Origin of the sequence: Streptomyces sp. MBT53 (assembly GCF_016654115.1) — a bacterium.
In the GTDB taxonomy this organism is placed as follows: Bacteria; Actinomycetota; Actinomycetes; order Streptomycetales; family Streptomycetaceae; genus Streptomyces.
Genome location: NZ_JAEQAZ010000050.1, coordinates 1 through 22,776 on the forward strand (window position 1 = coordinate 1; position 22,776 = coordinate 22,776).

A 22,776-nucleotide genomic window follows, 5' to 3' on the forward strand; every position below is an offset into this window, starting at 1 on the left:
CCAGACCCCCGCTTCGGCCTGGACGGCCTCGTCCTCAAACGCCGGACGGGCTGGGGGTGCCAGACGGTGTTCACAAGTGCCGGACGGGCTGATTGGTGGCGGCCGGTGTTCACAAGTGCCGGACGGGCTGAGTGATGCCGGCCGGTGTTCACCAGTGCCGGACGGGCTGACTGCAGCTGACCTGGGTTGGAAGAGTGCCGGACGGGCTGGATTTGCCCGTCCGGCGTTGGGTGGGAGGTCAGCTGCAGTGGCCGGAGTCCTCGGCCGAGGCGTTGCCGATGGTGCCGCCCCAGGCGATGCAGGAGTCGCGGCCGTTGACGTAGACCGGGCCGGCGTAGCTCGTGTAGGTGCCGGAGTCCACGGCGGGGTCGTCGGAGTCGCCGAGGGCGTCCAGGGTGACCCGCATGTTGATCCGGCTTCCGACGGCGTTGCGGACGGTCACGGCGCAGTTCTTGCCGGTCGACTCGTTCCAGGTGACGAACACCTTGCCCGAGTTGCCGACGGGCGTGGAGTCGATGACCTTGTAGCAAGTGCCGCAGGCGCCGTTGTAGGTGGCGGTGGCTGCCGCTGCCTTGGTGGTGGCCGCGGACGCGGGAGCGGTTGCTGCGATCGTGCCGCCGAGCGCCAGGACGGCGAGCGCGGCGGCGGTCGTGGTGCGACGGGACAGCTTCATGTTCATGGTGGTGTTCCCCCAGTTGGCGTGCGTGCTGGTCAACTTGCGCGGGACGGTTGGTCGTTCCGTCCACGCAGGGTGAGACCCAGGAAGCCGTACGACAGTTGTGGCTGTCTTTGTCACTGTCTTGTCACCGGTGTTACGCCAACGGTGCGGAGTTTCCGGCGTTCCCGCCGTGGGCGGTGCCGGGGTCCGTCAGCATCGCTTCCGTGTTGACCACTGGCGCGCTCCGCGCGCATCTGCTGGCCGCCCGGCTGGCCGGACCCGTGGCCACCTCGCGTGAGGAGAGCCTGCGGAGCTATCGGGCCTTCGCCGCCCGTGACCCCCGCGTGCTGATCGGACTCGATCCCGAATGGACATGGGGGCAAGGGGATCTGATCGGTCTCATGGCGGACAAGTGTGGGGTTTCGGCCGACCCGCGACATGTTTCCGGGCATGATGTGATCGATCCGGAGCGGACTTTGACCGCTCTGGATGCCTTCGCCGACCGGCTGGGTGCGGTGGCGGAGCGCAACGGACCCGTGCTGCTCGGTACCGGGCACCCGCACCGGCTGCTCGGGTTCTACGCCGCGTTGGCGGACGCGCTGTCGGCGGCAGGATGTGCTGTTCTCACCCCTGCGCATGGTCGCTGTGTCGACATAACGACCCGGTTCGGTCTACGCACGTACAACCTGGCCTACGTACGAGGTGTCGCCCTCGTCCGCGATCCGGGCCCCGAACGCCCCGGTTGTGAGCCCGGCGCACACACGCACTCACCGCTCCCGGTTCGTACCGTGCTGGGTGCGGCGGCGGAGGCCGGCGGGGTGCTTCCGGAGCTGGTGATCGGAGACCACGGATGGGTCTGCGGGGCAGGTCAGCTGGGGTTTGAGGCGATTGGGTTGGCCGATACCGACGACCCTGCGCTGTTCGTGGGGGAGGCCGAGGGGTCGGTGTCCGTGGCAGTTCCACTTGATGACGCCGTGCGGTCCGATTACTACCGCCCGCTTACCCGCTACGTACTCAATCGAGCGTGTCTGTCACAGTAGGCCGCCGATGGGTGCACCTCTTCCCCACTCGCATCACCCGCCCCTACATTGGGGAGTGAGCACGCAACGACGAAGAGTCACCGGAAGGGGAAGCCGGTGACCGTCGAGTGCGGAAGGTTCAGGTGTGTCATGGCTGCAGCTGGCGAGAGGCCTCTGAACGAGGTTCAGTTCCTTACCGTGGCGGAGGTCGCCTCGGTGATGCGAGTGTCGAAGATGACCGTGTACCGGTTGGTGCACAGCGGTCATCTGCCCGCTATCCGGGTGGGGCGGTCCTTCCGCGTCCCCGAGCAAGCGGTACACGAGTACCTTCGCGAGAGCTACGTGGGGGTGGAGACAGCCTGAGGCGATACCTCGATTACGACCTCAGCGCTCGGACGGGTAGGCTGGCCCCTTGTAGGTCGTATGGGCCCATGATGCCCAGCACCGAGTGATGAGAAGTGAGCGAGGGTAGTCGTGGGCTCTGTTATCAAGAAGCGGCGCAAGCGGATGGCTAAGAAGAAGCACCGCAAGCTGCTGAAGCGCACGCGCGTGCAGCGTCGTAACAAGAAGTAGGCGACGCGGCGCCGCGAGAGCGTCTCCTGTGGCCCCCCACCGGTCTCCGGTGGGGGGCCACAGTTATGTTCCCGGCATGTGCCCGTTTGCGTGTACTCGTGACTTCGTGCGTCAGGCGGTCATCACAGCGCAACACCGAACCGCTAGGTTGGCCGCACACGGGTAACTCGGAAGGAAGGCGCTGATCTTGGGGAAGGTCGTGCTCGTGACCGGAGTGGCCCGCCAGCTGGGGGGCCGGTTCGTACGACGCATTCAGCGTGACCCGGAAGTGGACCGGGTGATCGCCGTGGACGCGGTCCCGCCCGGGCACCATCTGGGAGGCGCGGAGTTCATCCAGGCCGACATCCGGCAGCCCACCATCGCGCGGGTGCTCGCCGAGTCGGGCGCCGACACGGTCGTCCACATGGACGTGACGGGCACCGCGCTGGGCAGCGGCAGCCGGACCACGGTCAAGGAGACCAACGTCATCGGCACCATGCAGCTCCTCGGTGCCTGCCAGAAGTCGCCGGTCGTCAAGCGCCTGGTGGTGAAGTCCAGCACCAACGTCTACGGCTCCGCCCCGCGCGACCCGGCCGTCTTCACCGAGACGACCCCGCCGAAGTCCCTGCCGAGCGGCGGCTTCGCCAAGGACACCGTCGAGGTCGAGGGGTATGTCCGCGGCTTCGCCCGGCGGCGGCCCGACGTCGCCGTGTGCGTGCTGCGGTTCGCCAACATCCTTGGTCCTACGGCGGATTCGCCGCTCGCCTCGTACTTCTCGCTGCCGGTCCTGCCGACCGTCTTCGGCTACGACCCGCGGCTGCAGTTCGTGCACGAGGACGATGTGATCGAGGTGCTGCGGATCGCCTCGCACGAACCGGAGCGCGGCACGCTCAACAGCGGCACCTTCAACATCGCCGGGGAAGGCGTCCTGCTGCTCTCCCAGTGCTCGCGGCGCCTGGGCCGCCCGACCGTGCCGCTGCTGCTGCCGGCGGTCACCTGGGCCGGTTCCCTGGTGCGGACGCTGGGCATGACGGACTTCTCCCCGGAGCAGATCCGGCTGCTGACCCACGGCCGGGTCGTGTCGACGGTGCAGATGCGGGAGACATTGGGGTACCAGCCCAAGTACACGACCGCCGAGACCTTCGCGGACTTCGCGCGGAGCCAGGGTCCCGGGCTGCTGCCGCCGGAGGCCCTCGCGGGGGCCGTCGACCGGATCGCCGCGCTGTCCCGGCCGGACAGTGGCCACCCCCCGACGCCGAGCGCCAACTGAGGAGCGCATCAACGATGGCGGATGCCAAGGTCATTCCGTTCGACGACGACCGGTCCCGCGCGGGTGCCGTGCAGCGGCCGCAGCGGCGCCGGAGCGGGGGAAGCCGGCGCAAGAACGGCGAACCCGTACTGGTCCGTGAGGTCCAGCCCCTGCCGGGCCGGGACTTCGCGCAGGATGATGTTCCTGTGACACGTGAGGAGCAGGAGCCGGAGCGGCCGCAGAACGAGGGCGGCGAGGTGGGTGAGAGCGGCCAGGGGGGCCTGGAACGCCGTATCGCCCACGGCCTGTCCTTCCTGCGCCGCCGGCTGACCGGGGACTACGAGGTCGACGACTTCGGCTACGACGAGGAGCTGACCGACGAGGTCCTCATGCCGGCGCTGCGCCCGCTGTACGAGAAGTACTTCCGGGTCGAGGTGAAGGGCATCGAGAACATCCCGGCGGACGGTGGCGCGCTGATCGTCGCCAACCACTCCGGGACGATTCCGCTGGACGGCGTGATGATGCAGATCGCCGTCCACGACAACCACCCCGCGAACCGGCATCTCCGTCTCCTCGCGGCGGACCTGGTGTTCATGCTGCCGGTCGCCAACGAGCTGGCCCGCAAGGCCGGTCACACGCTCGCGTGCGCGGAGGACGCGGAACGGCTGCTGGGGCGCGGTGAGTTGGTGGGTGTGATGCCGGAGGGCTTCAAGGGCATCGGCAAGCCGTTCAGCGAGCGCTACAAGCTCCAGCGGTTCGGCCGCGGCGGCTTCGTGTCGACGGCGCTGCGCAAGGGCGTGCCGATCATCCCGTGCTCGATCGTCGGGGCCGAGGAGATCTACCCGATGATCGGCAACTCCAAGACGCTGGCCCGGATCCTGGGCTTCCCGTACTTCCCGATCACCCCGACGTTCCCGTGGCTGGGCCCGCTCGGCGCGATTCCGCTCCCCACGAAGTGGACCATCCAGTTCGGCGAGCCGATCCCCACGGACGGCTACCCGCCGGAGGCGGCCGAGGACCCGATGCTGATGTTCAACCTCACGGACCAGGTGAGGGAACAGATCCAGCACACGCTGTACAAGTTGTTGGTGCAGCGGCGGTCGGTGTTCTTCTAGCTTTTTGCGGGCTTCGTCTGAGAAAGCTGACATGCACCTGTGGGGCTACGAGGAACTCCTCGTAGCCCCACAGGTGTTGATCGTCTAGTTCGCGTCCTCGCTGTCGATGCCCAGGCCGGGCAACAGGCCCGGTAGGAGCGGTGGCAGTGTGACGTCCGGTTCGGTGATCGAGGGCTTGCTCGTGGACGGGGAAGCCGTGCCGGAGGACTTCGGGGGGTCCAGGAGGCCGCCCGTGTTGCCGCCGAGGAGGCCGTCGCCGTCGGTGGCGGACTCGGTGGGGGAGCTGGAGTGGCTGCCCTTGCTCTCGGGGGAGTCCGCCGTGGTGCTCGGGGTGGTCGAGCGGTGCGAACCCGTGGAGCCGGTGGACCCCGTGTCGGGTGCGCGGTGCCTGCCGGTGCCGCCGCCGGTCTTGGCCGGGGGCTGCGGGAGCAGGGACTGGAGCGGGGCGACCTCTTCGTCTATGGCGTCGAAGACCGAGGAGACCTGATCGCTGACGTCGCCGAGCTGGACCGGCAGGCGGTCGCGCAGGGCGCCCCAGGCCTCGCGGTGCGAGCGGGAGAACGCGGAGAGGGCCTGGATGGGGCCCAGCGAGTTCGGGTCCTGCTCGTAGGCCTGGTGCAGCAGACGGTGGCCCTCGGACGCGTCGTGCGTCATCCCGGCGAGCGTGCGGCGGATCTCGCCGAGCTGCTCGTGGTCGAGGTGGCCGCCGCGGTCCCGCTCGATCAGCCGGCGTGCCTCGCTCAGGCGGTTGGACGCCTGGTCGAGGTAGGACACTCCGCGCTGGTCGTCGCCGTCGGACAGGTAGTTGAGCTTGAAGTCCTCGATGCCGCGCTTCAGGCCGTACAGCCCGTCGCCGGGCAGGGCGTCCGAGCTGGCGGCGGCGACTCCGCCGAAGGCTCCGGCGGCGACTCCGACGCTCAGGCCGCCGGCCGCGAGGCCCTTGCTGAGCCGGGACCGGGGTCGCAGTTTGCCCAGTCCGGTGGCCCGGTGGGTGCCCCGGGACCGGTGGGATCGCTGCTCCGGTACCGAAGGTTGTGGTGCCTCGCCTCCTTGCAGCATGGCCTCGAACGCGGCGACCAGCTGAGCCCGCTGGACGACCTTGACCTCGGGGTCCAGCACGGGTTTGGGCAGCTCGCCGAGACCGGTGGCGAAGGCCAGCATGCGGCCCTGCTCGGTCTGTTCCGCAGCAGCCGGGGCCGGTGCCGGTCCTTCGGACTGTTCGGCCGCCGTGCCCCGGTCGGACTGCTCCTCTTCCAGGGCCTGGGCGAAGGCGTTCGCCCGCCGGTGCGCCGATACGTTCGCGATCACTGGCGGCACCTCCTCTCGTCATGACGGTCGACTCCCCAGGGGGTCCTGAGGGTTGCACCTCCTGACCGCATCCACACGATCGAGTGATCGGAGAGGGTCAGGGTGTGACCACAGGGAGCCTGTATCCCGCACAACGAGTGGCGCGGCACTTGGGTTACGGACGACGGATGATCCGACCGCGAACTCAACGGACTTTCACTGAGCGCGAGTTGGGCGTTACCGAGCGTGTGCCGTCAGCGGGCGTCGTCCGGGAGGAGCCGGGCGAGCGTGCGCACGGCGCGGTACTGGAGGGTCTTGATCGCGCCCTCGTTCTTGCCCATCACCCGGGCGGTCTCCGCGACGGAGAGGCCCTGGAGGAAGCGGAGCGTGACGCACTCCTGCTGCTGGGGGTTGAGTCGTCGTACGGCGTCGAGCAGTGCGGCGTTCGAGAGGGACTCCAGGACGGAGTCCTCGGGGGAGCGTGCGACCTCGTTGGCGTCGAGCATCTCGCCGGTGGTCACTTCCAGCCGGAAGCGGCTCGACTTGAAGTGGTCGGCGACCAGGTTGCGGGCGATCGTCACGAGCCAGGCGCCGAAATCCCGACCCTGATAGGTGAACGTGCCGATGCGGCGCAGGGCGCGCAGAAAGGTCTCGCTGGTGAGGTCCTCGGCGGTGGCTTTGCCTCCCACTCGGTAGTAGATGTACCGGTACACAGTGTCGCTGTACTGGTCGTAGAGGCGGCCGAAGGCGTCGGCTTCGCCGGCCTGGGCACGCTCCACGAGGTCCATCATCCGGGCGCTGTCGCTGTCAGCGGCCGGACGTCGTGCGGTGGCGGCGCCGGCCGAGCGCCCTCGTCTGCCAACAGCGGCGCCGCCGTCGGCCAGTGCGTAGCACGGACCGACGGGTGCGGTGGTGGCGAAGGCGGCGGGGACGGCGTACGCGGTGGGGACGAAGCCGCGCAACAGGTCTTGGACCGTTGCGCGCAGCGTAGCCAGGCCCGAGGCGTCAACCCCGACGTGTGGGTACACGGGACTCCCAGAGGCAGAGCTTCCATCACGTGCAGTACCGGAACGTTCACCCGTCGTAGCGACAGAGAGGTGCCGGATTGCGTCTGAGGAGAATAACGCTTCGTGCAGGCGCTGCTACACCCAGTTGCTCAAATCATCGATTACGTCGCTTCTGTAACCGATTGGCGCTCGATCAAGTACCGCAGAGTGAACGGTTGTTGATCAGAACGGTCCGAATTCAGTCAGGGAGCAGGGCGTGTTGTGGCCGTGTGCAGCCAACGTGACTGGACAGGGGGTTACGCGGGTACGACCCGTGGATTGGCTGTGTTTACCGCGTCACCGGCGTCGGCGATGCAATGCGATCGCCGCGGCCGTGCCGCCCGCCACCGCGCCCACGCCGGCCGCCGCCGGGATGCCGACCTTGGCCGCCTTGCGGGCCGTGCGGTAGTCGCGCAGCCGCCAGTCCAACTGCCGGGCGTGCTTGCGCAGCTTGGCGTCCGGGTTGATGGCGTAGGGGTGCCCGACCAGCGAGAGCATCGGGATGTCGTTGTGCGAGTCGCTGTAGGCGGCGCAGCGGGAGAGGTCCAGGCCCTCGGCCGCGGACAGTGCCTTGACGGCCTCCGCCTTGGCGGGGCCGTGCAGCGGTTCGCCGACCAACTTGCCGGTGTAGACGCCGTCGACGGACTCGGCGACCGTGCCGAGCGCGCCGGTGAGGCCGAGGCGGCGGGCGATCACGTTGGCGATCTCCACCGGGGCCGCTGTGACGAGCCACACCTTCTGGCCCGCGGCGAGGTGTGCCTCGGCGAGGGCGCGGGTGCCGGGCCAGATGCGCTCGGCCATGTACTCGTCGTAGATCTCCTCGCCGATCGACTGGAGTTCGGCGACGCGGTGGCCCTTGACGATGGACAGCGCGGAGTCGCGCGCCTCCTGCATGTGCTCGGGGTCCTCGGAGCCGGCGAGCCTGAAATAGGCCTGCTGCCAGGCGAACTTGAGGAGGTCGCGGGTCTCGAAGAACTTCCGTTTGTGCAGGCCGCGGCCGAAGTGGAAGATCGACGCGCCCTGCATGACGGTGTTGTCGAGGTCGAAGAAGGCCGCGGCTCTGTCGTCGCCGAGGACCGGGAACTCCGGTTCCGCGGTTGCTTCTTCCGCGAGGGCGTCCTCTATGTCCTGGACGTCCTGCGACGACTTGCGCGCTGCCTCCGCAGAGGCCTCGCCTGCCAACACGCTCCGCGCCGTGGCGGAGCGCCTACGGGGAGTGAGCCATCCGAGAGCGGCCATGTCGTGAGCATAGCCAGTTTGTTCGGTGGTTCCGGAGCCAAGAGGTTCGGAGGCTGTGAACTCTCCGCGACCGGGCCGTTAAAGAAGTGGCCGGACGGCGTGAGAATGGGGTGCATGAGTCATCTCGTCACCCTCATCGGGAAGCCCGGCTGTCATCTGTGCGAGGACGCGCAGCTCGTCGTGGAGAAGGTCTGCGCCGATCTCGGGGTCCCGTGGGAACAGAAGGACATCACCGTGGACCAGCGCCTGCACGACGAGTACTGGGAGCAGATTCCGGTCGTCCTGGTGGATGGGAAACAGCACACTTTCTGGCGGGTGGACGAGGGCCGCCTGCGCCGGGAACTGACCAAGTAGTTCAACGCGCACCCGAACGTCGCTTAGGATCGACGGCGGTTTGGTCTCGGGGGCGGGAATTACGAGGAGTGTGGCGGTTTTGCCCCCTGGAATGCGTCGGGAACGCGTGTGCGTGACCCCGGTCACGTTGGGTGGGCAAATCGGACACCATCTTTGTGCACGCGTTCACAAAGACATAGCCTGCTTCCGACGGGGCGGTCTGGGTTCGTGTGACCGCCCACAGCCCCGCTCTACCCGCAGGAGCACCGTGGCAACTGGCCGAACTCACCGACCGGCGACCCGTAGCCGAGGGATTCCCGAGGCCACCGTCGCCCGTCTCCCGCTGTACCTCCGCGCGCTGACCGGACTCTCGGAGCGCTCGGTACCCACGGTCTCCTCCGAGGAGCTGGCCGCCGCCGCGGGCGTCAACTCCGCGAAGCTGCGCAAGGACTTCTCCTACCTCGGCTCCTACGGCACCCGTGGTGTGGGCTACGACGTCGAGTACCTCGTCTACCAGATCTCCCGCGAACTGGGCCTGACCCAGGACTGGCCGGTCGTGATCGTCGGTATCGGAAACCTCGGCGCCGCCCTCGCGAACTACGGCGGGTTCGCCTCGCGCGGCTTCCGTGTCGCCGCCCTCATCGACGCCGACCCGGCGATGGCCGGCAAGCCCGTCGCGGGCATCCCGGTGCAGCACTCGGACGAGCTGGAAAAGATCATCAGCGACAACGGCGTCTCCATCGGCGTCATCGCGACCCCCGCCGGTGCCGCCCAGCCCGTCTGCGACCGGCTCGTGGCCGCCGGTGTCACGTCCATCCTGAACTTCGCGCCGACCGTGCTGACCGTCCCGGACGGCGTCGACGTCCGCAAGGTCGACCTCTCGATCGAGCTGCAGATCCTCGCCTTCCACGAGCAGCGCAAGGCCGGCGAGGAGGCCGCGGCCGCCGAGGGCGCGCACCCGGCCGCCAAGCGCCGCGCCGACTCCACCGAGCAGGGCCCTGACGGGGACGTCCCCGCCGTGATGCCGGCATGAGTCTCCTCGTCGTCGGGCTGAGTCACCGCAGCGCCCCGGTCAGCGTCCTGGAGCGGGCCACGCTGAACGAGGACGCCCAGATCAAGCTGCTGCAGGACACGGTCGCCGCCGAACCGGCCACCGAGGCCGCCGTGTTGGCCACCTGCAACCGCATCGAGCTCTACGCCGACGTGGACAAGTTCCACGCGGGCGTCGCCGAACTCTCCACGCTGCTCGCCCAGCACAGCGGCGTCGGCCTGGACGAGCTCACTCCTTATCTCTACGTGCACTACGAGGACCGGGCCGTCCACCACCTCTTCTCGGTGGCCTGCGGCCTCGACTCGATGGTGGTCGGCGAGGGCCAGATCCTCGGCCAGATCAAGGACTCCCTCGCCAAGGCGCAGGAACTGCACTCCGCCGGGCGGCTGTTGAACGACCTGTTCCAGCAGTCCCTGCGGGTCGGCAAGCGCGCCCACTCCGAGACCGGCATCGACCGCGCGGGCCAGTCCCTGGTCACCTTCGGCCTTCAGCAGCTCTCCTCCGGTACGCCGGTGGAGGCCTGGGCCAAGGGGAAACGCGCCCTGGTGATCGGCGCCGGCTCCATGTCGTCGCTGGCCGCCGCGACCCTCGCGCGTGCCGGGGTCGCCGAGATCGTCGTCGCCAACCGCACCTCCGACCGCGCCGAGCGGCTCGCCCAGATCATCACCGAGAGCCCCGAAACGGACGTGTCGGCCCGCGCGGTACCGATGGATTCGGTGCCGTTCGAGCTGACACGTGCCGATGTCACCGTGTCCTGCACGGGCGCGACGGGCCTGGTCCTGACGGCCGACACGATCGCCGGAGCGGTCGAGGGCCGGGTGTCGCAGGACGCGACGGCGGGTCGTACGGCCGCGCAGGGCGTCGTACGCGAAGAGCTTCCGCCGACCTCCGTCGGGGCCGAGGACGGCTGTCCGCTGGACCTTTCCGCGGTGCAGGGTGCGACCGGCTTCTCCGTGATGGGGGAGGCCGCCGTGGCCGGGATGGACGCGGCGACGCTGGAGCAGCACGCGGCCTGGGTCTCCGGGGCCGGTGTCGACCGGCGCGAGAGCGGCCGTCGTACGCCCGAGGCGGAGGCGGAACTCATCGCCGAACTCGCCACCATGGCCGTGACCGTCGGCCGGATCCCCGAGCGGCGCAGGCCCGAGCCCGTGGACCGGATCCCGCGCCCCGCGCCGGTGTTGTCGGTCCTCGACCTCGCGATGCCGCGTGACGTGGACGCGGCCGTGCACCGGCTGGCCGGAGTACGGCTCGTCGACATCGAGACGCTCGCCGAGGCCTCGGCGGACGCTCCGATGGCGGCCGACGTGGACGCGGTACGGCGTATCGTCTCCGACGAGGTCGCGGCCTTCGGGGCAGCCCTGCGGGCCGCGCACATCACGCCGACCGTGGTCGCCCTGCGCGCCATGGCCGCCGAGGTCGTGGCGGGCGAGATCGCCCGGCTCGACGGACGGCTGCCCGGCCTCGACGACAAGCACCGCGCCGAGATCACCCAGACCGTGCGGCGCGTGGTGGACAAGCTGCTGCACGCGCCGACCGTACGGGTCAAGCAGCTCGCGGCCGAGCCCGGCGGCGCCGGGTACGCGGACGCGCTGCGCACCCTGTTCGACCTCGACCAGGAGACGGTGGCCTCCGTCTCCAGGGCCGAAGAAGACTCTGAGAACGAGATCAGCAAGAACCGAGGGCTCGCATGAGTAGCAAGACACTGAGACTGGGGACGAGGCGGAGCAGACTCGCCCTGGCTCAGTCCGGGCTGGTGGCGGACGCCGTGAGCCAGGTGACCGGACGGCCCGTCGAGCTCGTCGAGATCACCACCTACGGCGACACCTCCCGCGAGCACCTCGCCCAGATCGGCGGCACGGGAGTCTTCGTGACCGCGCTGCGGGACGCGCTGCTCGGCGGTGAGGTCGACTTCGCGGTTCATTCGCTGAAGGACCTGCCGACCGCGCAGCCCGAGGGGCTCGTGCTCGCCGCCGTACCGGAGCGCGAGGACCCGCGGGACGTGCTCGTCGCGCGTGACGCCCTGAAGTTCACCGACCTGCCCCGCGGGGCGCGCATCGGTACGGGCTCCCCGCGGCGCACGGCCCAGCTGAACGCGTACGCGCGCGGCCACGGCCTCGACATCGAGACGGTCCCGATCCGGGGCAACGTCGACACCCGGATCGGCTTCGTGCGGGACGGTGAGCTGGACGCCGTCGTCCTGGCCGCCGCCGGACTGAGCCGGATCGGCCGCCTCGACGAAGTGACCGACTTCCTGTCGGTCGACACTGTTCTGCCCGCCCCCGGCCAGGGGGCCCTGGCGATCGAATGCGCCGCGGACAACGCGGACCTGATCGCGGCACTCGGTGAACTCGACGACCCGTTCACGCGGATCGCCGTGACTGCCGAAAGGTCCCTGCTCGCCGCCCTGGAGGCCGGCTGCTCCGCCCCTGTGGGCGCGCTGGCCGACCTTCTGGCCGACGGGCAGATTGTCAAGGAAATGCGCCTGCGCGGAATAGTCGGCACGACCGACGGTTCGCGTACGGTGCAGCTGTCCACCACCGGTCCCGTGCCCGAGACGCATGACCAAGCACTGACGCTCGGTCGCGAACTCGCCGCCGAGATGCTCGCCCAGGGCGCGGCCGGTCTGATGGGGGAGCAAGCCAAGTGAGCCCCACCACTCTTCCCGCCGCCGGTCCGGAACACGGGCACGTCACCTTCCTGGGTGCCGGACCCGGAGATCCGGGACTGCTCACACTGCGCGCCGTGGAGGCGCTGGCGAACGCGGACGTACTCGTCGCCGAGCACGAGGTGCTCGACGTCGTACGTGCGCACGCCCGATCAGGCGTGGCCGTCGTGCACCCGGATCCGAGTCCTTCTTCGGGCTCGCTCCCGGGCACAGGCACGCCTCAACTAACGGTTGTTGACGGTGCGTCAACGACCGTTGGCCTACCCGCTGTGCGGGATGCGGCACATCTTGTCATGGAGGCCGCGCGGGGCGGCAGGCGGGTCGTACGTGCGGTGTCCGGGGACCCCGGACTAGATACGTACGCCGCCGAGGAAATGCTCGCCTGCGTCGCCGCGGGTGTGCCTTTCGAGGTCGTCCCGGGTGTCGCCGCGGCCGTCGGCGTGCCCGCGTACGCCGGTGTCCCGCTGCGGGACGCGCAGGGCGCGGACGTCCGTTTCGTGGACGCCCGCACCGCCTCGGACCGCTGCTGGACCGAGGTCGGCGCGTCGGACGGCACGGTCGTCGTGTCGACGTCGCTGGACTCGGTGGCTTCCGCCGCCGGTGAGTTGGTGGCGGCCGGCCGCAAGCCGGACACTCCGATGACGGTCACAGTGGCTGGTACGACCACTCGTCAGCGGACCTGGTCCGCGACGCTCGGCACGATCGCGCAGACGCTGAAGCAGGCGAAGGTGCTGCCCTCACCGGATGGCGGCCGGCCGGTGATAGCCGTGGTCGGTGAGCGTTCCGCCGCCGCCCAGCGCGACCAGTTGTCGTGGTTCGAGTCCAAGCCGCTGTTCGGCTGGAAGGTCCTCGTCCCGCGCACGAAGGAGCAGGCGGCCTCGCTCTCCGACCAACTCCGGTCCTACGGCGCCGTTCCGCACGAGGTGCCGACGATCGCCGTCGAACCGCCGCGCACGCCCCAGCAGATGGAGCGCGCGGTCAAGGGCCTGGTCACCGGGCGCTACGAGTGGATCGCCTTCACGTCGGTCAACGCGGTGAAGGCCGTGAGTGAGAAGTTCGAGGAGTACGGGCTCGACGCGCGGGCCTTCGCGGGGATCAAGGTCGCTGCCGTGGGCGAGCAGACCGCGAAGGCGTTGATCGCGTTCGGTGTGAAGCCGGATCTGGTGCCGAGCGGTGAGCAGTCGGCGGCCGGCCTGCTGGAGGACTGGCCTCCTTACGACCCCGTCTTCGACCCGATCGACCGGGTGTTCCTGCCGCGTGCCGACATCGCCACGGAGACGCTGGTCGCCGGGCTGATCGAGCTGGGCTGGGAGGTCGACGACGTCACCGCCTACCGGACCGTGCGGGCCTCGCCGCCGCCGGCGGACACGCGGGAGGCGATCAAGGGGGGTGGTTTCGACGCCGTTCTCTTCACGTCCTCGTCGACCGTGCGGAACCTGGTGGGTATCGCCGGGAAGCCGCACAACGTGACGGTGATCGCGTGCATCGGTCCCGCCACGGCGAAGACGGCCGAGGAGCACGGGCTGCGGGTGGATGTGATGGCTCCGGAGCCGTCCGTGCACAAGCTGGCCGAGGCGTTGGCGAACTTCGGGTTGCGGCGGCGCGCTGCGGCGGAGGAGGCCGGGGATCCGGTCACGCGGCCGAGTGAGCGTCGGCCGGGGGCTCGGCGGCGTCGTACGACCTGAGGTTGAGTGTCGGTTTGCGGTGAGTGGGGGCGGGCGTCCGTGGGGCGCTGCGCCCCCACACCCGCGCTTCGGCCCTGAAGGGGCCTCGTCCTCAAACGCCGGACGGGCTGATTGTGCGGGCCTGCGTTGAGAAGGCGCCGCGCGGGCTGATTTTTGTCGGCCTGTGCCGGGAAGACACCGGACGGGCTGAACGCAGTCACCGTGGGGGTTGTCTTGGGTGGGTTCGGGGCGCGGAAGTGGTTCAGGCGCGGAGTCGCTCTGGCCGGGCAGGGGCGGCTGGAGGAGGCTCGGGACGCCTATCTGCGGGCGGCGGAGGCGGGGCACGTCGACGCTCAGTACAACCTTGGGCTCGTCCACGTCGATCTCGGTGAGCGTGCTGACGCGATCCGATGGTTCAGGCGGGCCGCCGAAGCGGGGGACACCGGGGCCATGCACAGTCTTGCGCGGCAGCTCCTCGGCGGCGATCACGAGGAGGTCGTCGAGGCGCTGCGCTGGTACGCCAAAGCGTCCGGGGACGGGCATGCGCCGTCGCAGTACAACATGGGGCTCCACTACCAGACGGCGGGTGAACTGCCCACCGCCGAGCGCTTCTTCGCGATGGCGGCGAAGCAGGGGCACCTCGACGCGGACGTGTCGCTGGCTGGGCTCTGGCTCGGTCGGGGGCGTCGGGCGGAGGCCGAGGAGATTCTGCGGCGGGCGGCGGAGAAGGGGCATCCCGGGGCGCTCGGTTTCCTGGGGGATCTGGCCAAGGAGCGCGGAGACACCGAGCGCGCCGCCCGTTTCTATCTGGACTCCTACCGGGCCGGATTCAGCGGTGCGGCGGTGAATCTGGGGCTGATGTACGAGAAGCAGGGGAGCCTGGGGGAGGCCGAGGACTGGCTCGTCCAAGCCGCCGCCGACGGGAATGCCGGCGGGATGTACGCCCTGGGTCGCCTTCTGGTCGGTCTGGACCGCCGGGACGAGGCCGTCGGGTATTTCCGCGAGGCCGCCGAGCTGGGGGACGAGTCGGCGCGGCGCGCACTTCAGATCCTCGCCGTGCCCGAAGAGGATGCGCGCGGACAGGAATAGGCGCGCTGTGGGCCGAAGCCGTCGCCGACTGGTCGTCGGCAAAGGTGCCCCTGGGGCGGGCGTAGCGTAGACGGCATGACGACGTACGGATCCTTCCCCGGCTCGCGCCCCCGGCGGCTGCGGACCACCCCCGTCATGCGGCGGATGGTGGCCGAGACCCGGTTGCACCCGGCCGACTTCATCCTCCCGGCGTTCGTGCGGGAGGGGGTCAGTGAGCCGGTGCCGATCGCGGCCATGCCCGGGGTCGTGCAGCACACGCGGGACAGTCTGCGGAAGGCCGCCGCCGAGGCCGTGGCCGCCGGGATCTCCGGGATCATGCTGTTCGGGGTGCCGGAGGAGAGCAAGAAGGACGCGCTCGGGACGCCGGGGACGGATCCGGACGGGATTCTCCAGGTCGCGCTGCGGGACGTGCGGGCCGAGGTCGGGGACGAACTCCTCGTCATGTCCGATCTTTGTCTCGACGAGACCACCGATCATGGGCATTGCGGAGTGCTTGACGAGCACGGGCGCGTCGACAATGACGCCACCCTTGAGCGGTATGCCGAGATGGCTCAGGTACAGGCCGACGCCGGTGCTCATGTCGTCGGGCCGAGCGGGATGATGGACGGGCAGATCGGGGTCGTGCGGGACGCGCTCGACCAGATCGGGCGGGAGGACGTCGCGATCCTCGCGTACACCGCCAAGTACTCGTCCGCGTTCTACGGTCCGTTCCGCGAGGCCGTCGGGTCCTCGCTCAAGGGGGACCGCAAGACGTACCAGCAGGACCCGGCCAACGCCCGTGAGTCCCTGCGGGAGTTGGCGCTCGACCTCGAAGAGGGCGCCGACATGGTGATGGTGAAGCCGGCCGGGCCCTATCTCGACATCCTCGCCAAGGTCGCCGAGGTCTCGGACGTTCCCGTCGCCGCCTATCAGATCTCCGGCGAGTACTCGATGGTCGAGGCCGCCGCCGAGAAGGGCTGGCTGGACCGGGACCGGGCGATCTTCGAGACGCTGACCGGGATCAAGCGGGCCGGGGCGCGGAACATCCTGACCTACTGGGCGGTCGAGGCAGCCCTTAAGCTGCGCGACTGAGGGAATGGCGGGAGCGGGACGGGACCGCCCGGGCGGGCAGGGGGCAGTTGTGCACTGGTTCGTGGAGGCGATGCGGAAGTACGCCGACTTCGGCGGGCGTGCGCGGCGCCTGGAGTACTGGACGTTCGTGGCGTTCGCCTACGTCGGCTATGTCCTGCTGGTCGGGTTCGGCGCCGCGGGGAGGTCGCCGGCGCTCGTCGCCACCGCGTTCGTGTTCAGCGTGATGCTTGTGCTGCCCGGCCTCTCCGTGACCGTCCGGCGGCTGCACGACACGGACCGCTCGGGGTGGTGGGTCCTCATCGGGCTCGTGCCGTTCGTCGGGACCGTCGTGATGCTGATCTTCACGCTGACGGAGAGCGAGCCGGACGAGAACCGGTTCGGTCCGTGCCCGAAGCGGATCCCGGCGCACGCCTGACCCCGACACCGGCCCTCAGCGCGGGGACCGGGCTGTGGGGGTCGTGCCCGACGGGCCCTCGTCGCGTACGCCCATGCCGTCCTTGCAGCCCGTGAGCAGCAGCGCGGCGAGCACGGCGGCCGTCGCGGAGACGGCCAGGCGGCGGACGCGGATCGTGCGGACGGGCATGGGTCCCCCTGTCGGAGCGATGCGATGCGGTGTGGATCGCAGGTTGCAGCTTGGGCGGTCGAGCCCCGCCCGCGCTACGGCCCGCGCGGGATTCGGGACGTCCGGACCGTCCCGCCCGCGCTGACCTGCGGGGACGCAGTCCCTCCCGGGCGCGGTACGGGACGCCGGGAGGACGCCGGGACCCTTCCTCCCACTTGGGCACCATCAAGTCCCGCCGGGAGTTAGGTTGTTGACACTGCTCCGGTTGACGTCCGAATGACCCACTCTCCTGGGAGACACGCATGTCCGGCGACGCCCTCAGCCAAGATCCCGCCGAGCTGAGAAGGAGGATCGACACCACCAAGGCGCACCCGGCCCGCGTCTACGACGTCTTCCTCGGCGGCAAGGACAACTACCCCGTGGACCGCCAGGCGGCCGCCGCCGCGCTCGCCGCCAACCCGCGCGGCTATCTCGACGTCCGGCACAACCGCGACTTCATGCGCCGCGCGGTGACCCGGCTGTCGCAGGAGCACGGGGTCCGCCAGTTCCTCGACATCGGCACCGGGCTGCCCACCGCGGAGAACGTGCACCAGATCGCCCAGGGCATCGCCCCCGAGTCGCGGATCGTGTACGTAGACAACGACCCGGTTGTCCTGGCGCACGCCCGCGCGCTGCTCACCAGCACGGACGAGGGCCGTACCGACTACATCGACGCGGACCTGCGCCGCCCGGACGACATCCTCGAACAGGCCGCCAAGACCCTCGACTTCAACCAGCCGATCGCGCTGCTGCTGGTGGCGATTCTGCACTTCGTCGAGGACGAGGAGGCGTATCCGCTGGTGCGCGACCTGGTGGACGTGCTGCCGTCCGGCAGTCATGTCGTGCTCAGCCACCTCACCGACGAGATGCACCCGATCCCGACCCGCGCGGTCCAACGGACGTACACGGAGCGGGGGTTCACCTTCGTGTTCCGTACGAAGGCGGAGGTCGAGCGGTTCTTCACCGAGACCCCCGGGCTGACCCTGGACGAGCCGGGTGTGATCCCCGCCCACCAGTGGCACCCCGGCCCGGCGCCCGCGCCCCCGGCCGTGGAACAGGCGTACTTCGACAGTCTCGACGACATCGAGAAGATCACCTACCGGGACATCAACGATGTGACGGACGACGACATCAACGTGTACGGGGCGACGGGCACCAAAGCCTGACGCCGCCTGAGACCGGTGACGGCGACCGTCCGGATCGTGGAAACCTGTTTGTAGGCGGCAGGTACTTTCCTACGCTGCCGGACATGGCCATCACCGAGTCGGTCCCCGTCCCCCTTGCCCCGCTCCCGCCGCTCGCCGCGCGGGCCCGTGCGATCGGCGGTTCGCCGGTACGGGACATCCTCGCCGTCACGGCCCGCCCCGAGGTGATCAACTTCGCGGGCGGGCTCCCGGCCCCCGAACTCTTCGACGCCACCGGTATCGCCGCGGCCTATCAGGCGGTGTTCGACGGGACGCCCGCGCGGGCGCTGCAGTACGCGACGACCGAGGGCGAGCCGGTGCTGCGGGCCGCGCTCGCCGGGCGGACCTCCGTCCGCGGGCTGCCCACCGACGCCGACGACCTGCTCGTCACCACCGGATCGCAGCAGGCGCTGTCGCTCCTCGCGACCGCGCTGCTGGAGCCGGGGGACGTCGTCCTGGTCGAACGGCCCTGTTATCTGGCGGCACTTCAGGTGTTCGCGTTCGCCGGTGCGCGGATCGTCGGCGTGCCGGGGGACGAGGACGGGATCGATCCCGAGGCGCTGGACGAACTCGTCGTCCGTGAGCGGCCCAAGCTGTTCTACACCGTGCCGACCTTCCAGAACCCCACTGGCCGCACCCTCCCCGCCGACCGCAGGGCCGCGGTCGCCGCCGTCGCCGCGCGGCGCGGGCTGTGGATCGTGGAGGACGATCCCTACGGCGAACTCCGCTTCGAGGGTGAGCGGTTGCCGTGGATCGCGGCCCACGAGGGCGCGGCGGACCGTACGGTCCTGCTCGGCTCCTTCTCCAAGGTGATGGCGCCGGGGCTGCGGCTGGGCTGGCTGCGGGCGCCGAGGGACCTGCTCCGGGCCTGTGTTGTCGCCAAGCAGGCCGCCGACCTGCACACCCCGACCGTCAACCAGCTCGCCGCGGCACGGTACTTGGCGGACAACGACCTCGACGCGCATGTGGCGGGGGTGGCCGCCGTCTACCGGGAGCGGCGGGACGCGATGCTCGGGGGGCTCGCGAACTCACTTCCCGAGGGGTCGAGTTGGGAGCGGCCCGAGGGCGGCATGTTCCTGTGGGCGCGGCTTCCGGAGTCGTACGACACGACGGAGCTGCTGGCGCGGGTGGTGCGGCAGGACGTGGCCTATGTGCCGGGTGCGCCCTTCTACGCCGGGGAGCCCGACCGTTCGACGATGCGGCTGTGCTTCGTGACGCAGACGCCGGGGGAGATCCGGGAGGGGCTGAGGAGGCTGGGGGAGGGATTGAGGAGCGGTGCCTGAATCCCCTTGGTAACGGGTCGAGTTGGGCTCTGGAATACTTGATCACGCAAGAATAGAGTCGATGTGTCACAGCGCTGCTGATGTCATCACCCCCGAAAATCCTGGTGGTCCAGGAAGTCCTGGAAGGAAGTGCCATGGCACCGGTGCTCGTCGGACGCGAAGGCCTGCTCGCGGGAGAGCGCATCCCGATCGTCGACACCCGCGTCACCTTCGGACGCAACGCGGGGAACACGGTCGCCATCGCCAGCCCGAGTGTCTCGCGATTCCACGCGGAGATCGTCTTCGACCAGGACAAGGGATACGTCCTGACCGACCTCGGCAGCAGCAACGGCACACAGGTCAACGGCGAGGAGATCGAGTCCCGGCTGCTCCAGGCCGGCGATGAAATCACCATCGGCGACCAGGAGTTCCGCTTCGAGGTCGCCGACGCCATGCAGACCCTCATGGCACTCAACCTGCCCCGCTCGGTGACCCACCCGGAGGAGAGCGACGGCTCGGAGGTGCGGGTCACCGTCGTCGGCGGCGGCCCGGTCGGCCTGTCCATGGCGCTGCTCCTTGAGCACTTCCTCGGCGCCCAGGTCAAGATCACCGTCTTCGAGGGCCGGTGGCGCAAGAAGGGCCGCAGCATCGTCTGGAAGGACGCGGACGAGGGCAACGTACGGCGCCAGCAGGTGGTGACCGTGCAGAGCCGGCAGTACCTCGCCTGGCCGCAGTACGTGCAGGACCGGCTCTTCGACCCCGAGAACTACACCGAGATGTGGCCGTCGGGCCCGGACTCGATCGGCGACCACCACCCGCGCAACATGCGGATCGCCTACATCGAGGACAAGCTGCTGGAGCTGGCGAACGAGAAGCGGGACCGCATACGGCTGATCCCGGCCAAGTTCGACCCGGCGGAGCAGCGCGACGAACTCGCCTCGCAGCACGTGCTCGCCATCTGCGACGGCGGCCGGTCCCGCACCCGGGAGCACTTCGCCGCCCGCTTCGGCAAGGCCGACGAGTCGATCTACTCCCTCGACGGGGTCCATCTGCGGGACGTCGTCCTCGGCCTGCGCGTCAAGTCGGAACTCCCCGACCCCATGGCGATCCTGCTGACGGTCGCTCAGAACCGGTTCCTGCTCAACTCGTTGCGCGGCGAGGGCTTCCTCAACATGCGGCTCACCGACTCCGAGTTGACGGAGGTCATCGGCATCGACCCGGTCCGCCGGGTCTTCGAGGAGTGCATCGCCTCCCGCCCGTGCCTGATGAACCGCGACGAGCACGGCGACTTCCAGTGCGCGACCCACGGCACGCTGTTCCTCCCCGCCCTCATCAAGGGCTCGCCCCTGTGGAAGCGGGTGCACGAAGGGCTGCGGCTGTTCAACGTCAAGGACGGGGACCTGAGCGCGGTCACCAGCTTCCGCCTCGACATGGTCCAACGCCCACGCTTCTCCGCCGAGTTGCTGCCCCCGACCGTCAACACCCCCGGCACGTACGGCTTCCTGCTCGGCGACGCGGCCAACTCCATCCACTTCTGGCCCGGCCGTGGCCTCAACAGCGGCCTGGCGTCCGCGATCTCACTGGCCCGCTCCCTCAACAGCGCCTGGAACGGGCGGCCTTTCCGGGACGCGGACTTCCTGCGGCACGAGGCCGCGATGTCGATGCTCCAGTACCGGCACAAGAGCCGCGCCTGGAAGGCGATGGTCACCACCGACGACCAGGGCGTCACCTGGGCCATCAAGGACATCATCGACCACGGCATCGACGGCATCGCCGAGGAACCCGACCGCGAGGCGGACACGGCGACGCTGCTGGCGCGCATGGCGGCGATCCGGGACAGGCTGGCGCCCCGCCTGCCCGGCATGCCGGACGACGAGGCGATCCTCGAACGCCTCGCGACCCTGGAGGACCGCACCCTGCGCATGCTGGTCCTCAGCGGCGCGTGGGACACCCTGACCATGGGCGGCGAGGAGGTCGACATCGACATCTTCTACGGCCCCGACTCCTCGGCCGCCGCCGCGGCGGTGGAGGCGCTGGAGCCGGCCACGCAGCAGTGAGCGGTGGGGTCGATCGTGTTGCCTAGGCTGGGCGCATGTCCGACAGTGATGGCTTCGACCTCGACGAGTACCTCGCGCACCTCGGGTGGGCGGGGGAGCGGCGGCCCGACACGGCGACGCTGAAGGGGGTGCACCTCGCGCACATGCGGGGCATCCCCTTCGAGAACCTCGACGCGCTCCGGCGTACCGCTCCCTCCCTCGAACTGTCCGATCTGATGGCCAAGTTGCTGCGCAGCCGGCGCGGTGGCTACTGCTACGAGCAGAACACGCTGCTGGCCACCGCGCTGCGCGCGCTCGGCTTCGGGGTGACCCTCCTGACGGCCCGGGTGGTCGTGGGCACGGACCGGATCGAGAGCCGCCCGCGCACCCATATGACGCTCCGCGTGGACGTGCCGGGCGATCCGCAGCCCTATCTGGCCGACGTCGGGTTCGGGGCGATCGGCGCGCTGCTGGAACCGGTGCCGCTGGTGCTGGGTGGGGAGTTCGAGGACGCGGGGCGTAGGCACCGCTTCGTCCGGGTGCCGCATCGCGGCCCGCTGGAGATGTGGATGCTGGAGGCGTACATCGACGGTTCCTGGCAGCCGCAGTACGCCTTCACCCTGGAGCCCTTCGAGCACGTCGACTTCGAGGTCATCAACTGGCACATCGCCACGAATCCGCGCTCTCCCTTCACCCAGCGCCTGTTCGTCCAGCGGGTCACTGCCGATCGACATCTCCTGCTCCACGGAAGCCTGTTGACGGAGACGTGGGCCGACGGGCAGGTACACAAGCGCGAGTTGGCCGACGAGGCCGACGTACGGCGGGTGCTGGACGAGGAGTTCGGGATCGAGGCACCGGAGGGGATGAAGCTGCTGTCCTGAACGGCGGTCATTGGGGCAGGAGCTGTTGCCCGCCGTCGATGTCGTAGGTCGCGCCCGTCAGGGCTTCGTTGCGCATGATGTGGACCGCCAGGGCGGCGACGTCCGCCGGGCCGACGACCCGGCGGATGGGGAGCGAGGCACCCAGCTCCTCCCGGCGGGCGTCGAGCCGGTCGCCCAGGAGCGAGGCCGACAGGGGGGTGTCGACGAAGCCGGGGGCGATGACGTTGACCCGGACCGGCGCGAGTTCGAGGGCCAGGTTCCTGGTGAGGGCGGGGAGGGCGGCGGTCATCGCGGCGATGACGGACATGCCGACGCCGGGGCGGCGCCCGCCCGTGCCGCCGATGAACAACAGCGTGCCCCCGGCCCTGACCCGCTCCCGGCCGTACTTCGCGATCCCGAGCACCATGGCGAGGCGTTCACCGAAGTACCGGCCGGTCTCCGCCAGGTCCAGGTCGGCCAGCGGCCCGTACAAGGGGCCGCCGACGGTCGAGAGGACGTGGTCGACCGGGCCGGGCAGTTCGTCGAAGAACTCCCGCAGCCGGTCCGTGTCGAGGGCGTCCAGGATCGCGGTGCTCAGCGGTCCGACCTCCGCGGCGGCCCGCTCCAGCCGCTGCGGATCGCGCGCGGCCATGACGACCTGGCCACCGGCGGCGCGGACCTGGCGCGCGGTTTCGAGCCCGATGCCCGAGCTGGCACCGATCACGACGACGGTCCGACCGGCCAGCTCCTGCGGCCGGTCGGGCTCGCTTCCGCTCATCACAGCCAGCCTCCGGT

The 22,776-nt window shown here is 69.8% G+C and carries 23 protein-coding genes; 17 read left to right on the top strand and 6 right to left on the bottom strand.

The annotated features are described in order from the left end of the window. Window positions 1-238: 238 nt before the first annotated feature. Complete coding sequence (locus JHN45_RS20165) at window positions 239-715, bottom strand: spore-associated protein A (RefSeq protein WP_201049915.1); 477 nt, start codon at window positions 713-715, stop codon at window positions 239-241. A 167-nt stretch (window positions 716-882) separates the two neighbouring features. Here JHN45_RS20165 and JHN45_RS20170 point away from each other — a divergent pair, with 167 nt between their 5' ends. From JHN45_RS20170 to JHN45_RS20190, 5 genes are all read left to right on the top strand, one after another. Further along, window positions 883-1,698 (top strand): phosphatase, encoded by an 816-nt coding sequence (locus tag JHN45_RS20170; RefSeq protein WP_200712568.1) that lies wholly within the window; start codon window positions 883-885, stop codon window positions 1,696-1,698. 129 nt (window positions 1,699-1,827) lie between these two features. Continuing rightward, window positions 1,828-2,040 (top strand): helix-turn-helix domain-containing protein, encoded by a 213-nt coding sequence (locus JHN45_RS20175; RefSeq protein WP_004984898.1) that lies wholly within the window; start codon window positions 1,828-1,830, stop codon window positions 2,038-2,040. 111 nt (window positions 2,041-2,151) lie between these two features. Beyond that, window positions 2,152-2,250: a 30S ribosomal protein bS22 gene (locus JHN45_RS20180; protein WP_003948845.1), complete on the top strand. Its 99-nt coding sequence runs from the start codon at window positions 2,152-2,154 to the stop codon at window positions 2,248-2,250. Between the two features lie 187 nt (window positions 2,251-2,437). Then, window positions 2,438-3,499 carry an NAD-dependent epimerase/dehydratase family protein gene (locus JHN45_RS20185; RefSeq protein ID WP_200712569.1) on the top strand — a complete coding sequence of 354 codons (1,062 nt, stop codon included), beginning with the start codon at window positions 2,438-2,440 and terminating at the stop codon, window positions 3,497-3,499. A gap of 14 nt (window positions 3,500-3,513) precedes the next feature. Continuing rightward, complete coding sequence (locus tag JHN45_RS20190) at window positions 3,514-4,593, top strand: lysophospholipid acyltransferase family protein (protein WP_200712570.1); 1,080 nt, start codon at window positions 3,514-3,516, stop codon at window positions 4,591-4,593. 84 nt (window positions 4,594-4,677) lie between these two features. On the opposite strand, the gene JHN45_RS20195 is transcribed toward JHN45_RS20190, so the two are convergent. The 3 genes from JHN45_RS20195 to JHN45_RS20205 all read right to left on the bottom strand — a co-directional run bounded on the left by JHN45_RS20195 (window position 4,678) and on the right by JHN45_RS20205 (window position 8,165). After that, window positions 4,678-5,901, bottom strand: a complete 1,224-nt coding sequence (locus tag JHN45_RS20195; RefSeq protein ID WP_200712571.1) for a DUF5667 domain-containing protein — start codon at window positions 5,899-5,901, stop codon at window positions 4,678-4,680. A 233-nt stretch (window positions 5,902-6,134) separates the two neighbouring features. Continuing rightward, on the bottom strand, window positions 6,135-6,908 hold the full coding sequence (locus JHN45_RS20200; protein ID WP_200712572.1) for an ECF subfamily RNA polymerase sigma factor, BldN family: 774 nt from the start codon (window positions 6,906-6,908) through the stop codon (window positions 6,135-6,137). Window positions 6,909-7,223: 315 nt separating this feature from the next. Continuing rightward, entirely contained in the window at window positions 7,224-8,165 is a 942-nt protein-coding gene (locus tag JHN45_RS20205; RefSeq protein ID WP_201049916.1) for an HAD family phosphatase, read from the bottom strand. Window positions 8,166-8,279: 114 nt separating this feature from the next. Here JHN45_RS20205 and JHN45_RS20210 point away from each other — a divergent pair, with 114 nt between their 5' ends. The 8 genes from JHN45_RS20210 to JHN45_RS20245 all read left to right on the top strand — a co-directional run bounded on the left by JHN45_RS20210 (window position 8,280) and on the right by JHN45_RS20245 (window position 16,453). Continuing rightward, a complete protein-coding gene (locus JHN45_RS20210; RefSeq protein ID WP_234468516.1) occupies window positions 8,280-8,519 on the top strand; it encodes a glutaredoxin family protein in 240 nt (79 codons plus the stop codon). Window positions 8,520-8,766: 247 nt separating this feature from the next. Continuing rightward, on the top strand, window positions 8,767-9,531 hold the full coding sequence (locus tag JHN45_RS20215) for a redox-sensing transcriptional repressor Rex (RefSeq protein ID WP_200712575.1): 765 nt from the start codon (window positions 8,767-8,769) through the stop codon (window positions 9,529-9,531). Further along, window positions 9,528-11,240, top strand: coding sequence for a glutamyl-tRNA reductase (locus tag JHN45_RS20220; RefSeq protein ID WP_200712576.1), 1,713 nt, complete (start codon window positions 9,528-9,530; stop codon window positions 11,238-11,240). The genes JHN45_RS20215 and JHN45_RS20220 overlap by 4 nt, the downstream gene beginning before the upstream one ends. Beyond that, window positions 11,237-12,196, top strand: coding sequence for a hydroxymethylbilane synthase (hemC, locus tag JHN45_RS20225; RefSeq protein ID WP_200712577.1), 960 nt, complete (start codon window positions 11,237-11,239; stop codon window positions 12,194-12,196). Before JHN45_RS20220 ends, hemC begins: the two co-directional genes overlap by 4 nt. Then, window positions 12,193-13,899, top strand: coding sequence for a bifunctional uroporphyrinogen-III C-methyltransferase/uroporphyrinogen-III synthase (locus tag JHN45_RS20230; protein WP_200712578.1), 1,707 nt, complete (start codon window positions 12,193-12,195; stop codon window positions 13,897-13,899). The genes hemC and JHN45_RS20230 overlap by 4 nt, the downstream gene beginning before the upstream one ends. Window positions 13,900-14,100: 201 nt before the next feature. Then, entirely contained in the window at window positions 14,101-14,967 is an 867-nt protein-coding gene (locus JHN45_RS20235; RefSeq protein ID WP_201049917.1) for a lipopolysaccharide assembly protein LapB, read from the top strand. 75 nt (window positions 14,968-15,042) lie between these two features. After that, window positions 15,043-16,038, top strand: a complete 996-nt coding sequence (gene hemB / locus JHN45_RS20240) for a porphobilinogen synthase (RefSeq protein WP_200712580.1) — start codon at window positions 15,043-15,045, stop codon at window positions 16,036-16,038. Window positions 16,039-16,087: 49 nt separating this feature from the next. Next, a complete protein-coding gene (locus JHN45_RS20245; RefSeq protein ID WP_201049918.1) occupies window positions 16,088-16,453 on the top strand; it encodes a DUF805 domain-containing protein in 366 nt (121 codons plus the stop codon). 15 nt (window positions 16,454-16,468) lie between these two features. Here JHN45_RS20245 and JHN45_RS20250 read toward each other — a convergent pair whose 3' ends face one another. Then, complete coding sequence (locus JHN45_RS20250; RefSeq protein WP_200712582.1) at window positions 16,469-16,621, bottom strand: hypothetical protein; 153 nt, start codon at window positions 16,619-16,621, stop codon at window positions 16,469-16,471. 281 nt (window positions 16,622-16,902) lie between these two features. On the opposite strand from JHN45_RS20250, the gene JHN45_RS20255 reads away from it, so the two are divergent. The 4 genes from JHN45_RS20255 (at window position 16,903) to JHN45_RS20270 (ending at window position 22,002) form a co-directional block, all read left to right on the top strand. Then, window positions 16,903-17,805, top strand: a complete 903-nt coding sequence (locus JHN45_RS20255) for an SAM-dependent methyltransferase (RefSeq protein WP_201049919.1) — start codon at window positions 16,903-16,905, stop codon at window positions 17,803-17,805. 83 nt (window positions 17,806-17,888) lie between these two features. Continuing rightward, window positions 17,889-19,106 carry a PLP-dependent aminotransferase family protein gene (locus tag JHN45_RS20260; RefSeq protein WP_201049920.1) on the top strand — a complete coding sequence of 406 codons (1,218 nt, stop codon included), beginning with the start codon at window positions 17,889-17,891 and terminating at the stop codon, window positions 19,104-19,106. Between the two features lie 134 nt (window positions 19,107-19,240). Beyond that, window positions 19,241-21,142, top strand: coding sequence for an FHA domain-containing protein (locus JHN45_RS20265; protein WP_201049921.1), 1,902 nt, complete (start codon window positions 19,241-19,243; stop codon window positions 21,140-21,142). Window positions 21,143-21,177: 35 nt separating this feature from the next. Then, window positions 21,178-22,002, top strand: coding sequence for an arylamine N-acetyltransferase (locus JHN45_RS20270; protein WP_201049922.1), 825 nt, complete (start codon window positions 21,178-21,180; stop codon window positions 22,000-22,002). Window positions 22,003-22,009: 7 nt separating this feature from the next. Here the strand turns inward: JHN45_RS20270 and JHN45_RS20275 are convergent, their stop codons facing one another. Beyond that, window positions 22,010-22,759, bottom strand: coding sequence for an SDR family oxidoreductase (locus tag JHN45_RS20275; protein WP_201049923.1), 750 nt, complete (start codon window positions 22,757-22,759; stop codon window positions 22,010-22,012). Between the last annotated feature and the right edge of the window lie 17 nt (window positions 22,760-22,776).